14 protein-coding genes are annotated in these 16,431 nt (G+C 46.3%); 6 read left to right on the top strand and 8 right to left on the bottom strand.

Annotation, left to right across the window (positions count from 1 at the left end; translation table 11 throughout):
- Positions 1-163: 163 nt before the first annotated feature.
- From norV to J8Z23_RS23045, 3 genes are read left to right on the top strand one after another with little or no spacing between them, the layout of a single operon-like run.
- The gene (norV, locus tag J8Z23_RS23035) at positions 164-1,666 is read left to right on the top strand and encodes an anaerobic nitric oxide reductase flavorubredoxin (RefSeq protein WP_434635464.1); all 1,503 of its coding nucleotides are present in this window, start codon (positions 164-166) and stop codon (positions 1,664-1,666) included.
- Between the two features lie 9 nt (positions 1,667-1,675).
- Positions 1,676-2,824, top strand: a complete 1,149-nt coding sequence (norW, locus tag J8Z23_RS23040) for an NADH:flavorubredoxin reductase NorW (RefSeq protein WP_434635465.1) — start codon at positions 1,676-1,678, stop codon at positions 2,822-2,824.
- A gap of 44 nt (positions 2,825-2,868) precedes the next feature.
- Positions 2,869-3,207: a DUF1971 domain-containing protein gene (locus tag J8Z23_RS23045; protein WP_114322822.1), complete on the top strand. Its 339-nt coding sequence runs from the start codon at positions 2,869-2,871 to the stop codon at positions 3,205-3,207.
- Between the two features lie 129 nt (positions 3,208-3,336).
- Here J8Z23_RS23045 and manA read toward each other — a convergent pair whose 3' ends face one another.
- Both manA and J8Z23_RS23055 read right to left on the bottom strand, forming a co-directional pair.
- Positions 3,337-4,569, bottom strand: a complete 1,233-nt coding sequence (gene manA / locus J8Z23_RS23050) for a mannose-6-phosphate isomerase, class I (RefSeq protein WP_434635466.1) — start codon at positions 4,567-4,569, stop codon at positions 3,337-3,339.
- A gap of 76 nt (positions 4,570-4,645) precedes the next feature.
- Positions 4,646-6,553, bottom strand: a complete 1,908-nt coding sequence (locus tag J8Z23_RS23055) for a PTS fructose transporter subunit IIABC (protein WP_182018227.1) — start codon at positions 6,551-6,553, stop codon at positions 4,646-4,648.
- Positions 6,554-6,938: 385 nt separating this feature from the next.
- On the opposite strand from J8Z23_RS23055, the gene J8Z23_RS23060 reads away from it, so the two are divergent.
- A complete protein-coding gene (locus J8Z23_RS23060) occupies positions 6,939-7,781 on the top strand; it encodes a helix-turn-helix transcriptional regulator (RefSeq protein ID WP_065645709.1) in 843 nt (280 codons plus the stop codon).
- A 34-nt stretch (positions 7,782-7,815) separates the two neighbouring features.
- Here the strand turns inward: J8Z23_RS23060 and J8Z23_RS23065 are convergent, their stop codons facing one another.
- Positions 7,816-8,592 (bottom strand): PTS sugar transporter subunit IIA, encoded by a 777-nt coding sequence (locus J8Z23_RS23065; protein WP_193231528.1) that lies wholly within the window; start codon positions 8,590-8,592, stop codon positions 7,816-7,818.
- Between the two features lie 8 nt (positions 8,593-8,600).
- On the bottom strand, positions 8,601-8,903 hold the full coding sequence (locus J8Z23_RS23070; RefSeq protein ID WP_005463048.1) for a PTS fructose transporter subunit IIB: 303 nt from the start codon (positions 8,901-8,903) through the stop codon (positions 8,601-8,603).
- Positions 8,904-9,171: 268 nt separating this feature from the next.
- On the opposite strand from J8Z23_RS23070, the gene J8Z23_RS23075 reads away from it, so the two are divergent.
- Both J8Z23_RS23075 and J8Z23_RS23080 read left to right on the top strand, forming a co-directional pair.
- Positions 9,172-11,043, top strand: a complete 1,872-nt coding sequence (locus tag J8Z23_RS23075) for a fructose-specific PTS transporter subunit EIIC (protein WP_434635467.1) — start codon at positions 9,172-9,174, stop codon at positions 11,041-11,043.
- Between the two features lie 180 nt (positions 11,044-11,223).
- Positions 11,224-12,102: an NAD(P)-dependent oxidoreductase gene (locus J8Z23_RS23080; protein ID WP_434635468.1), complete on the top strand. Its 879-nt coding sequence runs from the start codon at positions 11,224-11,226 to the stop codon at positions 12,100-12,102.
- A 166-nt stretch (positions 12,103-12,268) separates the two neighbouring features.
- Here the strand turns inward: J8Z23_RS23080 and J8Z23_RS23085 are convergent, their stop codons facing one another.
- The 4 genes from J8Z23_RS23085 to J8Z23_RS23100 form a co-directional block, all read right to left on the bottom strand.
- The gene (locus J8Z23_RS23085) at positions 12,269-13,708 is read right to left on the bottom strand and encodes a catalase (protein WP_124007529.1); all 1,440 of its coding nucleotides are present in this window, start codon (positions 13,706-13,708) and stop codon (positions 12,269-12,271) included.
- A gap of 289 nt (positions 13,709-13,997) precedes the next feature.
- Positions 13,998-14,615, bottom strand: a complete 618-nt coding sequence (locus tag J8Z23_RS23090) for a glutathione S-transferase family protein (RefSeq protein ID WP_182033003.1) — start codon at positions 14,613-14,615, stop codon at positions 13,998-14,000.
- Positions 14,616-14,630: 15 nt separating this feature from the next.
- Positions 14,631-15,665 (bottom strand): NADP-dependent oxidoreductase, encoded by a 1,035-nt coding sequence (locus J8Z23_RS23095; protein ID WP_006742222.1) that lies wholly within the window; start codon positions 15,663-15,665, stop codon positions 14,631-14,633.
- 149 nt (positions 15,666-15,814) lie between these two features.
- Positions 15,815-16,414 carry a TetR/AcrR family transcriptional regulator gene (locus J8Z23_RS23100; protein ID WP_006742221.1) on the bottom strand — a complete coding sequence of 200 codons (600 nt, stop codon included), beginning with the start codon at positions 16,412-16,414 and terminating at the stop codon, positions 15,815-15,817.
- Positions 16,415-16,431: the final 17 nt, after the last annotated feature.

Raw genomic sequence — 16,431 nt, forward strand, 5'->3', positions numbered from 1 at the left:
TATTGTAGTGTCTTAATGACAATTTTCAACTGTGTCTAAATGACAGTTGTTAAAGTTGTGTTTTAATTAAATTATTGAAATATATAGCAATTAAAAGTTGGCATGCCCAGTGCATTACAAGAAGAAATTATTTTTGTTTATCCCGTCATTCAAGGTAGTAATCATGACAATTCACGTAAAAAACAACATCCACTGGGTAGGTCAACGCGATTGGGAAGTTCAAGACTTCCACGGTACAGAATACAAAATGACAAAAGGTACCAGCTACAACAGTTATCTAATTCGTGAAGAGAAAACCGTATTGATTGATACGGTCGATCATCGATTCAGTCAACAATTCATCCAAAATTTAGAAATGGAAATCGACCTTAAGTCTATCGACTTTATCGTAGTAAATCATGCTGAAGAAGATCACTCAGGCGCATTGTCGGCATTGATGGAGAAGATTCCGAACACGCCAATTTACTGTACAGAAGCGGCGATTGATTCGATTGTTGGCCATCACCATCATCCCGAATGGAACTTTAAAACGGTAAAAACGGGTGACAGCATCGATATTGGTAACGGTAAGCAATTGGTGTTTGTGGAAGTGCCAATGCTGCATTGGCCAGACAGCATGATGACATACCTAACTGGCGATGCAGTGTTATTCAGTAACGACGCATTTGGTCAGCACTACTGCGATGAACGCTTATTCAATGATGAAGTGGATCAAAATGAGCTGATGGAACAGTGTTTGCGTTACTACTCAAACATTCTAACGCCGTTCAGCAGCTTGGTAACAGCCAAAATCAAAGAAGTACTGAGCTTCAACTTGCCTGTCGACATGATTGCAACTTCACACGGTATTGTGTGGCGCGATAACCCAGTCCAAATCATCGAACAGTATCTAGAGTGGGCGGATAACTACCAAGAAGATCGTATTACCATCTTCTACGATTCTATGTCGAACAATACCCGAATGATGGCGGACGCGATTGCACAGGGCATTCACGATGTCGACCCGGGTGTCGCGGTTAAAGTCTTCAATGTGTCTAAGCACGATAAGAATGAAATTCTCGCCAATGTGTTCCGCTCAAAAGGCATCTTGGTTGGTTCGTCTACCATGAATAACGTCATGATGCCGAAGATTGCTGGCATGCTGGAGGAGATCACAGGTCTTCGTTTTAAAGCCAAGAAGGCCGCTGCATTCGGTAGCTACGGGTGGAATGGTGGTGCGGTAGACCGTATCCATGCTCGATTGACTGACGCAGGTTTTGAAACCGCGGTGAGTTTGAAAACCAAATGGCGACCAGATGGTAAAGCGATGCGTGAGTGTCGTGAACATGGTAAGAGCATCGCGAAATTGTGGGCAAAGCATGACCTTACGAGCCCAGTTCTTGCTCCGGCGATTTCTTCGTCTGCACCACAAGTTCAACCACAGCCTGCTGTACAAGTAGCAACACAAGCGGTAGAAGAAGTTGTTGCTAGTAACCCTAGTACCGAGGCGCATCCCGCAGATTGCCAGTGCATGATTTGCACCGTTTGTAACTGGGTGTATGACCCTGCTCAGGGTGAGCCTAACCAAGGAATTGAACCGGGTACCACGTGGTCAGACGTTCCGGATTACTTCCTTTGCCCTGAGTGTCACTTGGGTAAAGATGTATTTGTTGAGTTCAAGGGTTAAGGAGCTGTGATGCAAGCACCAATTGTAATCATAGGCAGTGGCTTTGCTGCGTATCAACTGGTTAAAACTGTGCGTCGAATGGATGCACAGGTGTCAATTCAAGTATTCACCGCTGATGACGGTGCGGAGTATAACAAGCCCGATTTGAGCCATGTGTTCAGTAGAAAACAGACCGCGAGGGATCTGGTGGTAAAAACGGGAGAAGCGTTTGCTCAAGAGCATCATATCGAGTTATTAACCCACACTAAAATTGATAGTGTGGATACGCAAGCCCAACAAGTGGTAGCAGGTGGACAAGTTTATGCGTACTCCAAACTGATTTTTGCAACGGGCGCGAAAGCCTTTGTTCCTCCAATGCGAGGTGATGCTTCTGGCGATGTCCTAACGCTCAATTCGTTACAAGAGTATCAGCTCGCAGAAGAGAGAATCAGTCAAGCAAAGCGCGTAATGGTTATCGGTGGTGGTTTGATTGGCGTTGAGATTGCAATGGATATTGCGAGCAGTGGTAAAGCCGTTACGGTGGTTGAATCAAACCAACGCTTGCTTGCCAATCTTATTCCTGAGTTTGTGGCGTTGCCTCTGGAAAGCCAACTTAAGCAGCAAGGCATTCAACTGGCGTTGGGAAATGGGGTTGTTGAGGTGAATCGTACAGCCGATTCGTTGGTAGCGACTTTGAACAGCGGTGAAGTGATCGAGACTGATGTAGTGATTTCTGCTGCTGGCTTGCTTTCAAACACTCAATTAGCGAATGCTTGTGGATTAGAGGTTGGGAAAGGCATTGCTGTCGACGCTAAGCTGCAGACTTCTGCGAACAATGTATTCGCTCTGGGCGATTGCGCCGAGATACAAGGGCGCATGCTTCCATACCTTCAGCCAATCGTGTTGAGCGCTAATGTTTTAGGTAAGCAGTTGCTTGGGCAGGAAGCGCAATTGAAGTTGCCGCCAATGATGGTAAAAGTCAAAACGCCGAGTTACCCAATTCAGCTTGCCGGGGACTTCAGTGCTGTCGCGAATTGGAATGTGCAGATTTCTCAATCTGGCATCGTAGCAAAAGCTGAAAATGAACAAAGCATATTGACAGGGTTTGTTGTTACGGGCGAGCAAGTGGCTCAGGCTTTTCCGTTACTGCGTGAACTGTCTCAAGTCGCGCAATCGTAACTCGCTTCAAGCAGCACAATTTTATATTCAAAGAGGGTATAACCATGTCACATCTTCGTATTCCGAAAGACTGGACGGTTCAACGTTCGACGCCATTTTTTACCAAAGGCAGTGTGCCTCCAGCTCTTCTAACTCATCACAACACAGCCGAAGGCGTGTTTGGGCAGTTATGCGTAATGGAGGGGCAAGTCACCTACTATGGTTTTGCTGATGAATTCACGACAGAGCCTGAAATGGTCGTCGTGATCAATGCAGGTCAGTTCGCGACAAGCCCGCCACAGTATTGGCATCGTATTGAAATGAGCGATGATGCACAGTTCAATATTAACTTTTGGTCGAATAAAGATAAAAGTGGACAAGCGATGTTCCACGCTAAGCAGTAAACCTTTCTAGACAATTTGATTATTGCGTGAATTTATCGGGAAAAGCGCATATTAAGTAAAAGAGCAGAGACGTTTCTCTGCTCTTTTTTGCTTATTGGCAGTAACGACATGTGAACTTAATCAGCGATATTAACTGTAAGCCCGCGCCACACGACCTTCGCAATTCAAGGTGTATTGTTTTGCGTAAGCCGGAATGAAAACAGATTGGCCTTTATCTACTACACATGTTTCACCATTTGCGTGTGTAATCACGAGCGGGGAATCTAGCGGCAACAGGATTTCTGCGGTTCTTACAGCAAGCGTTCGTTGGTTGGCTTGTTTTACAATCGCGAATTTGAAATCGTCGACGGGAATTGGGTATTCCAACATGTCGTCGTTTTCGATTGGCGCAAGCAGTAGAGTGTCGAATGGCTTTTCTTCGAAGCGTGTGCATGCAACGAGTTCTTTTACGTCCATATACTTCGGCGTTAAACCGGCACGTAGCACGTTGTCTGAGTTCGCCATGATCTCAAGCCCCGTACCTTTCAAGTACGCGTGTGGCGTTTCTGCATTCAAGAACATCGCTTCGCCTGGTTTCAGCGTGATGACGTTGAGTAGCAAGGGCGCAAACAAACCAATGTCACCCGGGTATTGCGTTTCTAACTCCAAGATCAGGTTGAACAGAGGTAAGTCGGTGATGCGAGCTTGTGCCAATAGCACCGTCAACGCCATCTCTTTCTGTTCGCCTTCTAGTGACAGTAGACCGGAGAAGAAGGTCGCTAAGCCCGTTGGCGTTTGGTTTGCGATAAGGTCATCCACCAAGCCTTGCAGCTCAGGAATCGCCAGCTCAGAGAAGAAGCTGATGATTTCACTTGTTGGGCGGAAGCCATTCATCGCTTGGTATTCGGTTAGCGCGTAAACCAATTCTGGTTTGTGGTTTGGATCTTTGTAGTTACGGTTTGCAGCGGTTAGGGGAATGCCTTGTTTTTCTTCCAGTGCAAAACCCAGTTCTGCTTGTTGCTTGTTTGGGTGCACCTGAATCGACAGCGCTTTCTCGGCGGCAAGCACTTTAAACAGGTATGGAAGTTCACCAAAACGGTTTGCGACTTCTTCACTCAGAAAAGCATTCATGTCTTGAGCAATCAGTGAAGAGAGTTTGGTCTCCTCGCCGTTTACCGTCACCATTGAGCAACCGTTTGGATGCGCGCCCATCCATACTTCTGCTTGTGGTTCGCCTGTTGGGTTTTCAATGCCAAACAGTTGGTTAACAGAAGTAGTACTGCCCCAAGCGTAGTTTTGAATCAGGTTGTTCATCAGGAAAAACGTCGGATGCGCAGCTTGAGTTTGAATCGTTTGTTTATCGGACATCGTTAAATCAGACATAGAGTGTCACCATGAGAGAAAATCATGGCTTGGGCGACATTGCCCAAGCCATAGGAGCCATTTGGGGGAGGGGGGATTAAGCAGCTGCTTGCATCATTTTTGCTTTACGTACTTTCTTCAACGTTACACACGTTACTGCGGTAACCGTTGCGCCAGCTGCCATACAAATCAGAGCAAGGACTGGGTGGTTCATCGCGCCAAGTAGAGCGACAACTGGACCGCCGTGAGCAACGCTGTTGGTGATGCCGAATGAGAACGCCATTACTGCCGCCACCATTGAGCCAAGTACGTTTGCTGGAATCACTGACATTGGATCTTGCGCTGCGAACGGAATAGCACCCTCAGAGATACCAACCAGACCCATTGCACCTGCGGCTTTACCCGCTTCGGTTTCTGATTCTTCGAACAGGTCGAACTTACGACCAAGCGCCGTTGCCAGTGCCATGCCTAAAGGTGCAACAGGGATTGCACACGCCATCGCACCCATAAATTGAGTTTGACCGCTCGCAATCATGCCCACAGAGAATAGGAATGCGACCTTGTTGAATGGACCACCCATATCGAAGCCAGCCATACCTCCAAGTACGATACCCAGTAGAACGACGTTACCTGTACTCATGCTCGTTAGTAGCGCAGTCAGACCGTCCATTAGGCTTGCGATTGGCGCGCCGATAACGAAGATGAAAAGACCTGCGATGAACAACGAACCTGTGATTGGCGCAATCATGATTGGCACCAAAGGTTGAATAAACTTGTGGTAGTTAATCGACGTAATCCACTTCACGAAGTAACCCACAAGCAGGCCTGCGATGATGGCACCGATAAAGCCTGTACCTGCGTCTGCGCCGTAGAAAGAACCGTTGTTTGCAATCCAACCACCGATCAAGCCAGGAGTTAGAGCAGGGCGGTCAGCAATCGCGTAAGCAATGTAACCCGCTAGGATTGGGATCATCAGCGTAAAGGCAACCACACCGACGTTGAGGATTTGGTTCCACATGCTGCCTTCAGGGATGGCCATGCCGGCTTCACTTGGCTGACCGCCGATTGCAAGAGCAAGTGCAATCAACAGACCCCCCGTTACGACGAAGGGGATCATGTGTGATACGCCGTTCATCAAGTAGCGATATAAGTCAGAACGGGCTTGAGAAGCTTTGTTTGCAACTGACGCTTGCGTATTGCCATTGGACTCAGCTTGGTACGTCGGTGCGTTTAACGCTTCACTAATCAGTCCTTGAGCATCGCGGATTGGGGCTTTTACGTTGGTTGTAACCACGCGTTTGCCCGCGAAGCGGTTCATGTCGACTTGTTTGTCACAGGCGACGATGATGGCATCTGCACGCTCGATTTCTTCTGCGGTTGGGCTGTTCTTCACACCGATTGAACCGTTCGTTTCAACCTTGATTTCGTAACCCATCGCCGCTGCACCTTTCTCTAGCGCTTCCGCCGCTAGGTACGTGTGGGCAACGCCAGCAGGACAACCAGTAACACCAATGATGAAACCTTGGTTTGCTGGAGCATCTGTCACTGGTTGCGGTTCTTCTTTAGCAAGAAGGAGTGCCAGTGCGTCGTGGCTGTTTGTTGCGCCTAAGAACGCATCGATGAAACCATCTTCAATCAATTTTGAAGACAGTTCTGCAAGTACTTCGATATGGTGGTTATCGCCACCGTCTGGAGAAGCTATCATGAAGAACAGTTTTGAAGGCAAGCCGTCTTCCGCGCCGTATTCGATACCTGATTTGCTTACGCCGATCACAACCGCTGGTTCAATCACAGCGGCGCTTTTCGCGTGTGGAATTGCCACGCCATCTTCAAATCCAGTATTTCCTAATTCTTCACGTGCTTTTATATCTGCAAGAAATTGTGTTTGGTCAGAAATACGACCTTGGGCATGAAGAACGGCAACCAGTTCTTTAAATACGTCTTCTTTTGAAGACGCTTTAAGATCAAGCTTAATTAAGTCTTCATTTATTAGTTTGGTGATCATTGTAGAACCCCTATAAATATAATTTTTATTTCAGGGATATTTTTAAATTAGTGAGAAAAAGACTGTAGTGAAGAAAAAATGCATTTACTGGAGGATTGTAACCGACTAACTATAGTGTGATTTAGATCGTTCACTGGACAAATCTAGCTGCATATCTGTGACATGATGGATAAGAAGCTAAACGATAAGTGAAATGTGGCTTTGCTCCCATTTGAAAAGGGATTGAGTGTTGTTGATAGAGTTTTTGTTACTGGAGATTTGATGCGTTAACTGGATTTTTGTAACATTAAAATGGAAGTGTGATTTTGCTCAATAGCACAAAATTCCAGTCCGGTGTATATCTATAGTAAATAGCATCATTGATGTATATATAGAGTGTGAGACAATGATTTTTCATGATTTAATTTCAGCGGTATTAAATGAAAGAGAGCCATTTCATAATATTTGGTTTGCAGGAGATTTTCATACGCCGCCTGAATTTAGCTATCAAGTTAATTTCCCTCGCCTAGAGTTAGTTCTGGATGGGGAATATATTAATGAAATGGAAAGTCATGATCGAAAAGTAACGCACATCGTTGCTAAAAAAGGCGACGCGATATTTATTCCACCTAACTGTTGGAATAAACCAGACTGGGATACCAATTGTTCAGTGTTAAGTATTTTGTTTGGGCGTCGACAACTTGGGTTAAGTTTGGTGAGCAAACACAAAGGTGAGGCAAACTTTTACGATATTCAAAAGCATAGCATCCAAACGCGTTCAGGATTTGCGATAGATAACATCTTAGAAGCGCTGAGCTCACTGGCTCGTGAGAATACTAAAAAACCAATGGATGAGCTTCTACTGCAAGCATTACTGCAATACGCGAAGACGATGTTGGATGCGCCAGTCGAGCAGCAGTCACATAGCCGTGTGCAAGATCTCTATCAAGGGATTTGTATCTACATTCAAGAGAACTTCCATCGCCCAATCACGCGCGACAGCATTGCGTCGAGATTCAGTATTTCCTCGAACCATTTGTCGCGCTTGTTCCGTCAGCAGGGGCACATGACTTTGGCTGACTACATTACTTGGGTACGTGTGGATCGCGCGAAGTTTATGCTCAAGAAATACAACTTCAAACTCAATGACGTATCAGTGCGCTGTGGATTTAAAGACGTGAACTATTTCTGCCGAGTATTTAAGAACCGTACAGGCAGAACGCCGACGGAATATCGTGGTTCGATTTAAGCCTTCAGTCAGAGTGCGTAAATCATAGAAAAGTTTAGGCGAGCAGCCTCGACATGGCGTACATCAGCAGCGCTTGTAAGTCGACGCTGCTTTTTGTTAGTAGTAGGCGTTCCGCCATTTGATCGGTAAGCAGATTTCGTGTGAGATTAGTGGCCGCAATGATCTGTTCTCGGGTCGGCTTTTCTGGCATCACCAGTGCTATAGCCAGATGAACATCACCCATCTTTGAAGCCCAATCCATCGACTTGTCATTTGCAATAACGGCAATGGAAATATGGTCAACACCTGAAAACATCACATGCGGTAGAGCGATCCCCGGAGTAACGCAAGTTGATGAACGTTCTTCACGTTTAATAAAAGCAAGGATCAGTTCGTCAGGATGAATGGGGTGGATCAGCTGAGCTAATCCTTTAAGACATTCAAACTTGGTGAGCTCGGTATGCGCTTTGGCGTAGTGCCATTTGATTTCACAAGGTGGGCAAATTTGCGGTAAACGCTCGGCCAGTTGGCTAGAAAACTCATAGTTGATATGAGATCCCACCACAGTAAAGTGTTCAGCAATCATGTCTTTGATGACGAAGCAGGCCAGTTCTGCGTCAATGCCAATCGCTGTGATTTGGCACAAATCACCTTGTTGTAGACCTGCTTGAAAAATCGCCACGGACTTGGTGAGTTCCGCAACACGATTTTGCGTTACATTAATGATATGTAAGGTACTTTTGAACTTCTTTGCCACTCGATTGAGTGGCTGAGCAACGTGCGCACTGGCATTTGCATTATCGACGAAAAAGGTGATTTGGTATTCGTTCATCTGCAAATTTAGTCGCGGCAGTGGACGAGGAATACTTTGTCGACGTTCAGCAAAACCTCTTCAATGGGGATTTGAATTTTGCGCGTCCCTTCGAATCGGCCTGGTTGTTCTATCTCAATATCCGACACGATCAAAACCCGATCCGCTTGAGCGATATCGTGAGGAGTGAGCTGATTTTCTATCCCCATCGCACCTTGCGTTTCTACTTTAATTTGCACGTTATGTTTTGGCGCAGCTTTCATTAGTGCATCTGCTGCCATATAAGTATGAGCGATGCCTGTAGGGCATGCTGTCACCGCTACGATTTTCATGTTCTATCCATTTTATTTTTTTGTGGATATTAGCACAGCCACCGCAGATTGAATTGATTTGAGCTGGATTAACGCAAGAGCTCTATCACAGTTTGAATCTCATGTTACATTAATCCAGTTAATGCACTTTTAGTCCTATATATCAAAGGGTAGGCACTGGTTAATCTATGCCCAAATAAAATGAGTAGGAACGCATACGAGCCAGGGGATCCTGTATCTCAAACTCACTTGGGTATATATTCGAGCGTGAATATTGGAAGGTAAAACAATGGACATCACAAACCTAATTGAGCTGGAAACGATATGTTTAGATCTAAAAGCTCAAACCAAAGATGAAGCGCTCAAAGAGCTGGTCGAGATGCTAGAGGCCGCCGGCAAGCTCAATAGTCAAAGCCAGTTCTTGGCAGATATCTGGAAACGAGAAGAGATCGGTAACACAGGATTTGATGATGGTATTGCGATCCCTCATGCCAAAAGTGATGCTGTAGCAAAACCGGCTGTCGCGGTCGGGATCAGCCGTAATGGGATTGATTATGGCGCCGAAGATGGCGAGCTGTCCGATGTGTTTTTCATGCTGGCGTCCCCAGATGGTGATGATCATCATCACATTGAAGTATTGGCACAAATTTCCACCAAAATTATCGAAGACGGCTTTGTTGAAAAGCTCAAGTTGGCTCAATCGCGAGAAGAAGCGCTTGAGATGCTGACTGATATTCAAACCCAATCCAATGAATTTCTCCCAACTTCTTTAGAATTTGCATCAGTACCCCTGAGCCCTTGGGCGCAAAAACTTGGCCGGATTAAAGAGCACCTGCTGTTTGGCACATCCCACATGATCCCGTTTATCGTTGCGGGCGGTGTGTTGTTGTCGTTGTCGGTGATGATCTCTGGTCACGGTGGTGTACCACAAGAGGGCATTCTGGCCGATATTGCCCAAATGGGGATTGCTGGCCTGACATTGTTTACTGCCGTTCTTGGCGGTTACATTGCTTATTCCATTGCCGACAAGCCGGGCCTTGCGCCGGGTATGATTGGATCTTGGATTGCGGTCAGTCATTACAATACGGGTTTTTTAGGTGCGATTGTGGTCGGCTTTTTTGCTGGCTTTGTCGTTTGGCTATTAAAGAAAATTCAGCTACCAGACAGCATGAGTTCACTCGGCTCGATTTTTATTTATCCGCTAGTGGGGACGTTTGTTACTTGCGGCGCGGTGATGTGGGTGATAGGTGCTCCTATTGCCAGCGCAATGACCAGCATGAACGAGGTGCTGACGGGCATGGCGGGCTCGGGCAAGGTGATGCTCGGTACCGTGCTTGGGGCAATGACCGCGTTTGATATGGGCGGCCCAATTAACAAAGTGGCGACGTTGTTTGCTCAAACTCAAGTGAACACGCAACCATGGTTGATGGGCGGGGTCGGTATTGCGATTTGTACGCCGCCATTGGGTATGGCACTAGCCACGTTTTTGGCGCCGAGTAAATTCAAGCGAGATGAACGCGAAGCAGGGAAAGCCGCAGGTATTATGGGGATGATCGGTATTAGCGAAGGTGCGATTCCTTTTGCCGCTGGTGACCCTGCGCGAGTGTTACCAGCTATTGTGGCGGGTGGCATCGTTGGTAACGTGATTGGCTTTATGTTCCACGTAATGAACCATGCACCGTGGGGCGGTTGGATTGTTCTCCCTGTTGTGGATGGAAAAATTGGTTACATCATCGGCACGATTGCGGGCTCTGTTACCACGGCGTTGATCGTGATTGCACTAAAGAAAACCATCACCGAAGATGAGAGTTACACTGGTCATTCTCAAGTATATGGCTCCGTTCAAGGCGAAGGTGAGGCGGATGTTTTGGCGGTCACATCTTGTCCATCAGGTGTGGCACATACGTTCTTAGCGGCGAAGTCATTGGAAAAAGCGGCTTGTGCACTCGGCATTAAGATTAAAGTCGAAACCCAAGGGGCGAATGGCGTCATCAACCGAATTACCGAGAAAGACATCGAGAAAGCCAAGTTTGTGATTTTTGCTCACGATGTGGCGATTAAAGAACCGGAACGCTTTCGAAAAATCCAAGTCTTGGATGTCAGTACCAAGGATGCCATGTTGAACGCCACGGCTTTGTTGCAAGCTCGTAGAGTGTCTTAACATTTAACTTCTGAGAAATGTCTCCTCGATGACCCTGATGAATGCTTTTGGTATTTACTCCAACATCGCGGTTCGCTTTTATTTGTGCCGCGAGTGAAGGATAAATTACGAGTAATGTTTTCAATTCTTTAGTAGCATGTTACAAAACATTTCAGTCAGGTGAACTAAGGGAAGCGTGCAATGGAAAAACAACGAGTAGCATTTATTGGTTTGGGTGTTATGGGTTACCCAATGGCGGGCTATTTGAGCAAAGCGGGATATGAAACCAAAGTATACAACCGCACCAAAGCCAAAGCTGATAAATGGGCTGCAGAATACAATGGCATTGCGTGCGAGACACCGCGAGAAGCGGCAGAAGGTTGCGATATCGTATTTACTTGTGTCGGTAATGACGATGACGTGCGCAGCGTTGTATACGGTGAAGAAGGCATTCTAGTCGGTCTAAAAGCAGGCGCGGTACTGGTTGATCACACCACGACTTCCGCTGATTTAGCCGTTGAATTGGCCGATGCTTGTACCAAATATGGCAATCACTTCATTGATGCTCCGGTATCTGGTGGTCAAGCAGGCGCAGAAAATGGCGTACTAACCATCATGTGTGGTGGCGAGCAGAACATTTTTGATCGTGTGTCTCCAGCGATGGACGTATATGCAAAGCAAATGACGCTTCTGGGTGAAAATGGCCAAGGTCAACGTTGTAAAATGGTAAACCAAATCTGTATTGGTGGTGTGCTTCAAGGCTTGAGCGAAGCGTTGTTACTCGCGCAGAAATCCGGTTTGGATATTGAACAAGTAGTTGAAACACTCAAGCACGGTGCTGCAGGGTCATGGCAAATGGAAAACCGCGCCAAGACGATGGCGCAAGATAAGTTTGATTTTGGCTTCGCGATTGATTGGATGCGCAAAGACTTAGGCTTCTGTCTGCAAGAAGCAGAGCGAATGGGTCTAGAGCTCCCACTGACTAAGAAAGTGGATGAGCAATACGCAGACCTTCAACGCGATGGTTTAGGCCGCATGGATACGTCTGTTCTGATTAAGGCTGTAGCCAAAAATCAGTAGTAGATAAACAGTTCTTTAGTATCAAAGAGCTTGAAGAAATTTAAGTTGATCATGATCGTTCCCCTTGAACATTAGTGTGTGATTAACGAACTTGAATGAGGAGGTGCTTTGGGGCACCTCCTTTTTTATGTCTTCTTATCACAGCATTTGCTGGTGCAGTGTCCGTTTACTTGTTTAAGCCTAGCGCAATCTCAAGGCCTTTGCCGTAAGCTTCGTCCGCTTGGTAGGCGTGGTTAACGTGACGTTCTTTGATGAAGTCTGGCACACCATCCATTGCACGAGCGGTGTTGTCGAATAGAGTTTGACGCTGTTCTTCGCTCATAAGACGGAATAGGTCACCTGCTTGGCTGAAGTAGTCTTCGTCTACACGGTGATCGTAATGATCAGCATTGCCGTTGATGCGTAGAGGTGGCTCAGAGTAATCTGGTTGCTCTGCCCATTCTTGTTTGTAGTTTGGCTCGTAACCTAGTGTTGAACCAAAGTTGCCATCAACGCGCATTGCGCCATCGCGGTGGTAGCTGTGTACCGGACAACGAGGCGCGTTAACTGGAATTTGGTGATGGTTTACACCTAGGCGGTAACGCTGCGCGTCTCCGTATGCAAACAGACGGCCTTGCAGCATTTTGTCTGGCGAGAAGCCAATTCCAGGAACGATAGCTGCCGGGTTAAACGCGGATTGCTCAACTTCCGCATAGAAATTTTCTGGGTTACGGTTCAGTTCAAACTCGCCTACTGGGATCAATGGATAATCTTTTTGTGACCATACTTTTGTTAGATCGAACGGGTTAAAGTTCACTTCATCCGCTTCTAACTCAGGCATGATCTGGACGTACATCTTCCATTTAGGGAAGTCTTGACGCTCAATCGCTTCGTAAAGGTCACGGTGATGGCTTTCGCGGTCTTTACCTACGATCGCTTCTGCTTCTTGGTCAGTCAGGTTTTTGATGCCTTGCTGAGTTTTAAAGTGGAATTTCACCCAGTAACGCTCGTTTTCTGCGTTGATAAAGCTGAATGTGTGGCTACCGAAGCCGTGCATATGACGGTAAGACGCTGGAATACCACGATCACTCATAACGATCGTAACTTGGTGGAATGCTTCTGGTAGTGATGTCCAAAAATCCCAGTTGTTTGTCGAGCTGCGCATGTTGGTGCGTGGATCGCGTTTTACTGCGTGGTTTAGATCTGGAAATTTTAGTGGATCACGGAGGAAGAACACTGGTGTGTTGTTACCAACCAAGTCCCAGTTGCCTTCTTCGGTGTAAAACTTTAGCGCGAAACCACGGATGTCGCGCTCTGCATCTGCGGCACCGCGCTCCCCCGCAACGGTGGTAAAGCGGGCAAATAGCTCGGTCTTTTTACCAATCTCCGAGAAGATCTTCGCGCGAGTGTATTTTGTGATGTCATGAGTCACAGTAAAGGTGCCGTAAGCGCCTGAGCCTTTGGCGTGCATACGACGCTCAGGAATCACTTCGCGGTCAAAGTGTGCCAGTTTTTCAAGGAACCAAACGTCTTGCAGTAGTTGGGGACCACGAGGACCTGCAGTCATCACATTTTGATTATGGGCGACAGGACAGCCTGCGGCGGTGGTTAATTTCTTATTTGTCATTTTTCTTCCCCTCCAGGGATCAATACCTTAGCAACTGAAGAGAAGATTATTACGGAAAAGCTGGAAGCAAAAACTGATACTGCTTATCAATTCAATAGGTGGTAACGATGATGAAAAGTAACTTAGAATCAAATTCTTAGCTGATTTTTATGATTGGTTTATTAACGTATTGGCGAAAAGGGTAAAAAGAGCACGCTGGCATTTGCATGAATTGCGCTTTGTTGACAAGGCTAATGTCGGAAATCGCCCCTTTGATATCGCTTTACTGAACATCAAAGGGGCGGAATGATTAGGAGTACTTCACTTCAATTTGCTCAGCTTTTTCAAACGCTGGATGCGTTGCGAGTTGTTTTCCATAACGCTCAATATTCGGGAAGTGACCAGCCAAACCGAACTTATGCACGAGCTCGACAATAAATGACATCATGATGTCTGCGCCAGTTAAACGTTCTTCTACTAGGTAAGTTTTGCCTTCTAGCGATTGCTCGAAATAACCCAGAACGTTCATCGCTTCTTTGTCAGCATAGCTTGATAGAAATTGAGTTTCGTTTGGCTCTTTGCTAATAAAGATTTTTAACAACATTGGTAAGATTGCTGAACTTTCAGCAAAGTGCATCCATTGTAGGTACTCAGTGTGCGCCTTCGTCCCACGCTCAGGAGCCAACGCACCATCACTGTACTTCTCAATCAAATATTCGGTCATCGCGCCTGATTCAATGATGAACTCGCCATCATCTTCAAGCAGGGGCGATTTACCGAGCGGATGAACGCTCTTTAGCTCAGGCGGTGCCATGAAAGTCACTTTGTCACGAACATAAGGCACGATTTCGTAATCCACATTTAGCTCTTCAAGTAACCAAATGATGCGCTTTGAGCGAGACTGATTCAGATGGTGAAGTTTAATCATTTATTTATCCCTTCCTTATAATGGGTCGTTAATCTGTACTACAAGCTTGCCGAAGTTCTTACCTTCCAACAGACCGATAAATGCTTCTGGTGCATTCTCCAGTCCTTGTACTAGATGTTCACGGTATTGGATCTTTCCTTCTGCCAACCATTGATTAATATCTTGCGCAAATTCACCGTAACGATGTCCGTAGTCATCAAAAATGATGAAGCCTTGCACCTTGATTCGTTTAGTCAGCAGCTTACCCATTAATAATGGAAGATGGTCGGTACCTTCAGGCAGTTCTGTTGCGTTGTATTGAGAAATCAAACCACAAAGTGGGATACGTGCGCTGGTATTCAGAAGTGGCATTACAGCTTCGAATACTTTGCCACCTACGTTTTCGAAGTAAACATCGATACCTTGGTCACAGGCGTTTTTCAACTGCTCTGCAAAGTCGTCAGCTTTGTGATCGATACATTCATCGAAGCCAAGGACTTCTTTGGCGTAACGGCACTTTTCTTCTCCGCCTGCAATACCAACAACACGGCAACCTTTGATTTTGCCAATTTGACCAACAGTCGCGCCCACAGGGCCCGTCGCGGCCGCTACCACAATGGTTTCACCTGGTTTTGGCTGACCGATATCGAGCAAGCCCATATACGCGGTAAAGCCTGGCATGCCAGCAACACCTAGAGCGTATGATGGGTTTTGTGGTTCTTTGCCAAGTTTAATCACCATCTCACCAGTTGAGATGGCGTAGTCTTGCCAGCCAACAGTGTATGCAAGAACCCATTCACCCGCTTCATAATCTGGGTGGTTCGATGCTTCTACCTGACAAACTGTGCCAGCGATCATTACGTCATCAACCGCAACAGGATCGGCGTATGACTCGGCATCGCTCATGCGACCGCGCATGTATGGGTCGAGAGATAAGTAAACGGTTCTCAGTAGCATCTCACCATCTTGAGGAGTCGGTTTCGCCACTTCTTCTAGACGAAAGTTTTCTTTTGTTGGTGCACCGTGGGGACGTGACGCGAGTACGATTCTGCGATTTGTTGCGTTAGTCATATTTATCTCACTTATTGATTAGACCGGTCGTCTAGTTTTGATTTCAAAATATCCCGCTCATAGAGCGGGAAGGTGTATTGTGCAATCACAGGAGTTATTACCAACTGTGAAACACATGTAGGGTGTTCATCTTACTTTTACGCTACCTACTATGGGCAAGTTCGCGTGTTTTGCAGTAGATGTTGAGTATAGGTCAGACTTTGCGTTAATGCTGCCTGATCTTGATACAGTTTGTTCAGCAAGCTTGCGCCGTTCCAAAGGTAGTATATCTGCCTTGCCAATAAAGCACTGTCACCATTTGGGATAGAGCCATCTTGAATGCCTACGTCAATGCAATCCGCCATTGCTTGAATGGTTTTGTCTGCACCTTGGCGTAACGCTAGACGCATGGACTCTGAGAGATCGGAGACTTCCGCACTTAACTTGACCAACAAACATTTGTTCGCATTACATACGTCGTCTTCTACTTTGACCATTTCTTCAAAGTAGCTCATTAGGCGTTGGTAGCCATTCAGATCGGTATTGGTAAAGCGTGCGTTTAAACGCTCAAAATACTTAGTAAAGTAGTCTTGAATCATCGCTTCACCAAATTGTTCTTTGGATTTGAAGTAATGATAAAACGAGCCTTTCGGCACCGCGGCCTTTTTTAAAAGCTCTGAAAGGCCAACACTCGTAAACCCTCGGTTTACGATTAACTCGTATCCGACGTCGAGAATATGTTGGCGTGTGTCGTTCGTCTTTGCGTTCATGAAGCGTACTATAGAAT

The sequence above is a fragment of the Vibrio sp. SCSIO 43086 genome, assembly GCF_051132235.1.
Classification (GTDB): domain Bacteria; phylum Pseudomonadota; class Gammaproteobacteria; order Enterobacterales; family Vibrionaceae; genus Vibrio; species Vibrio diabolicus.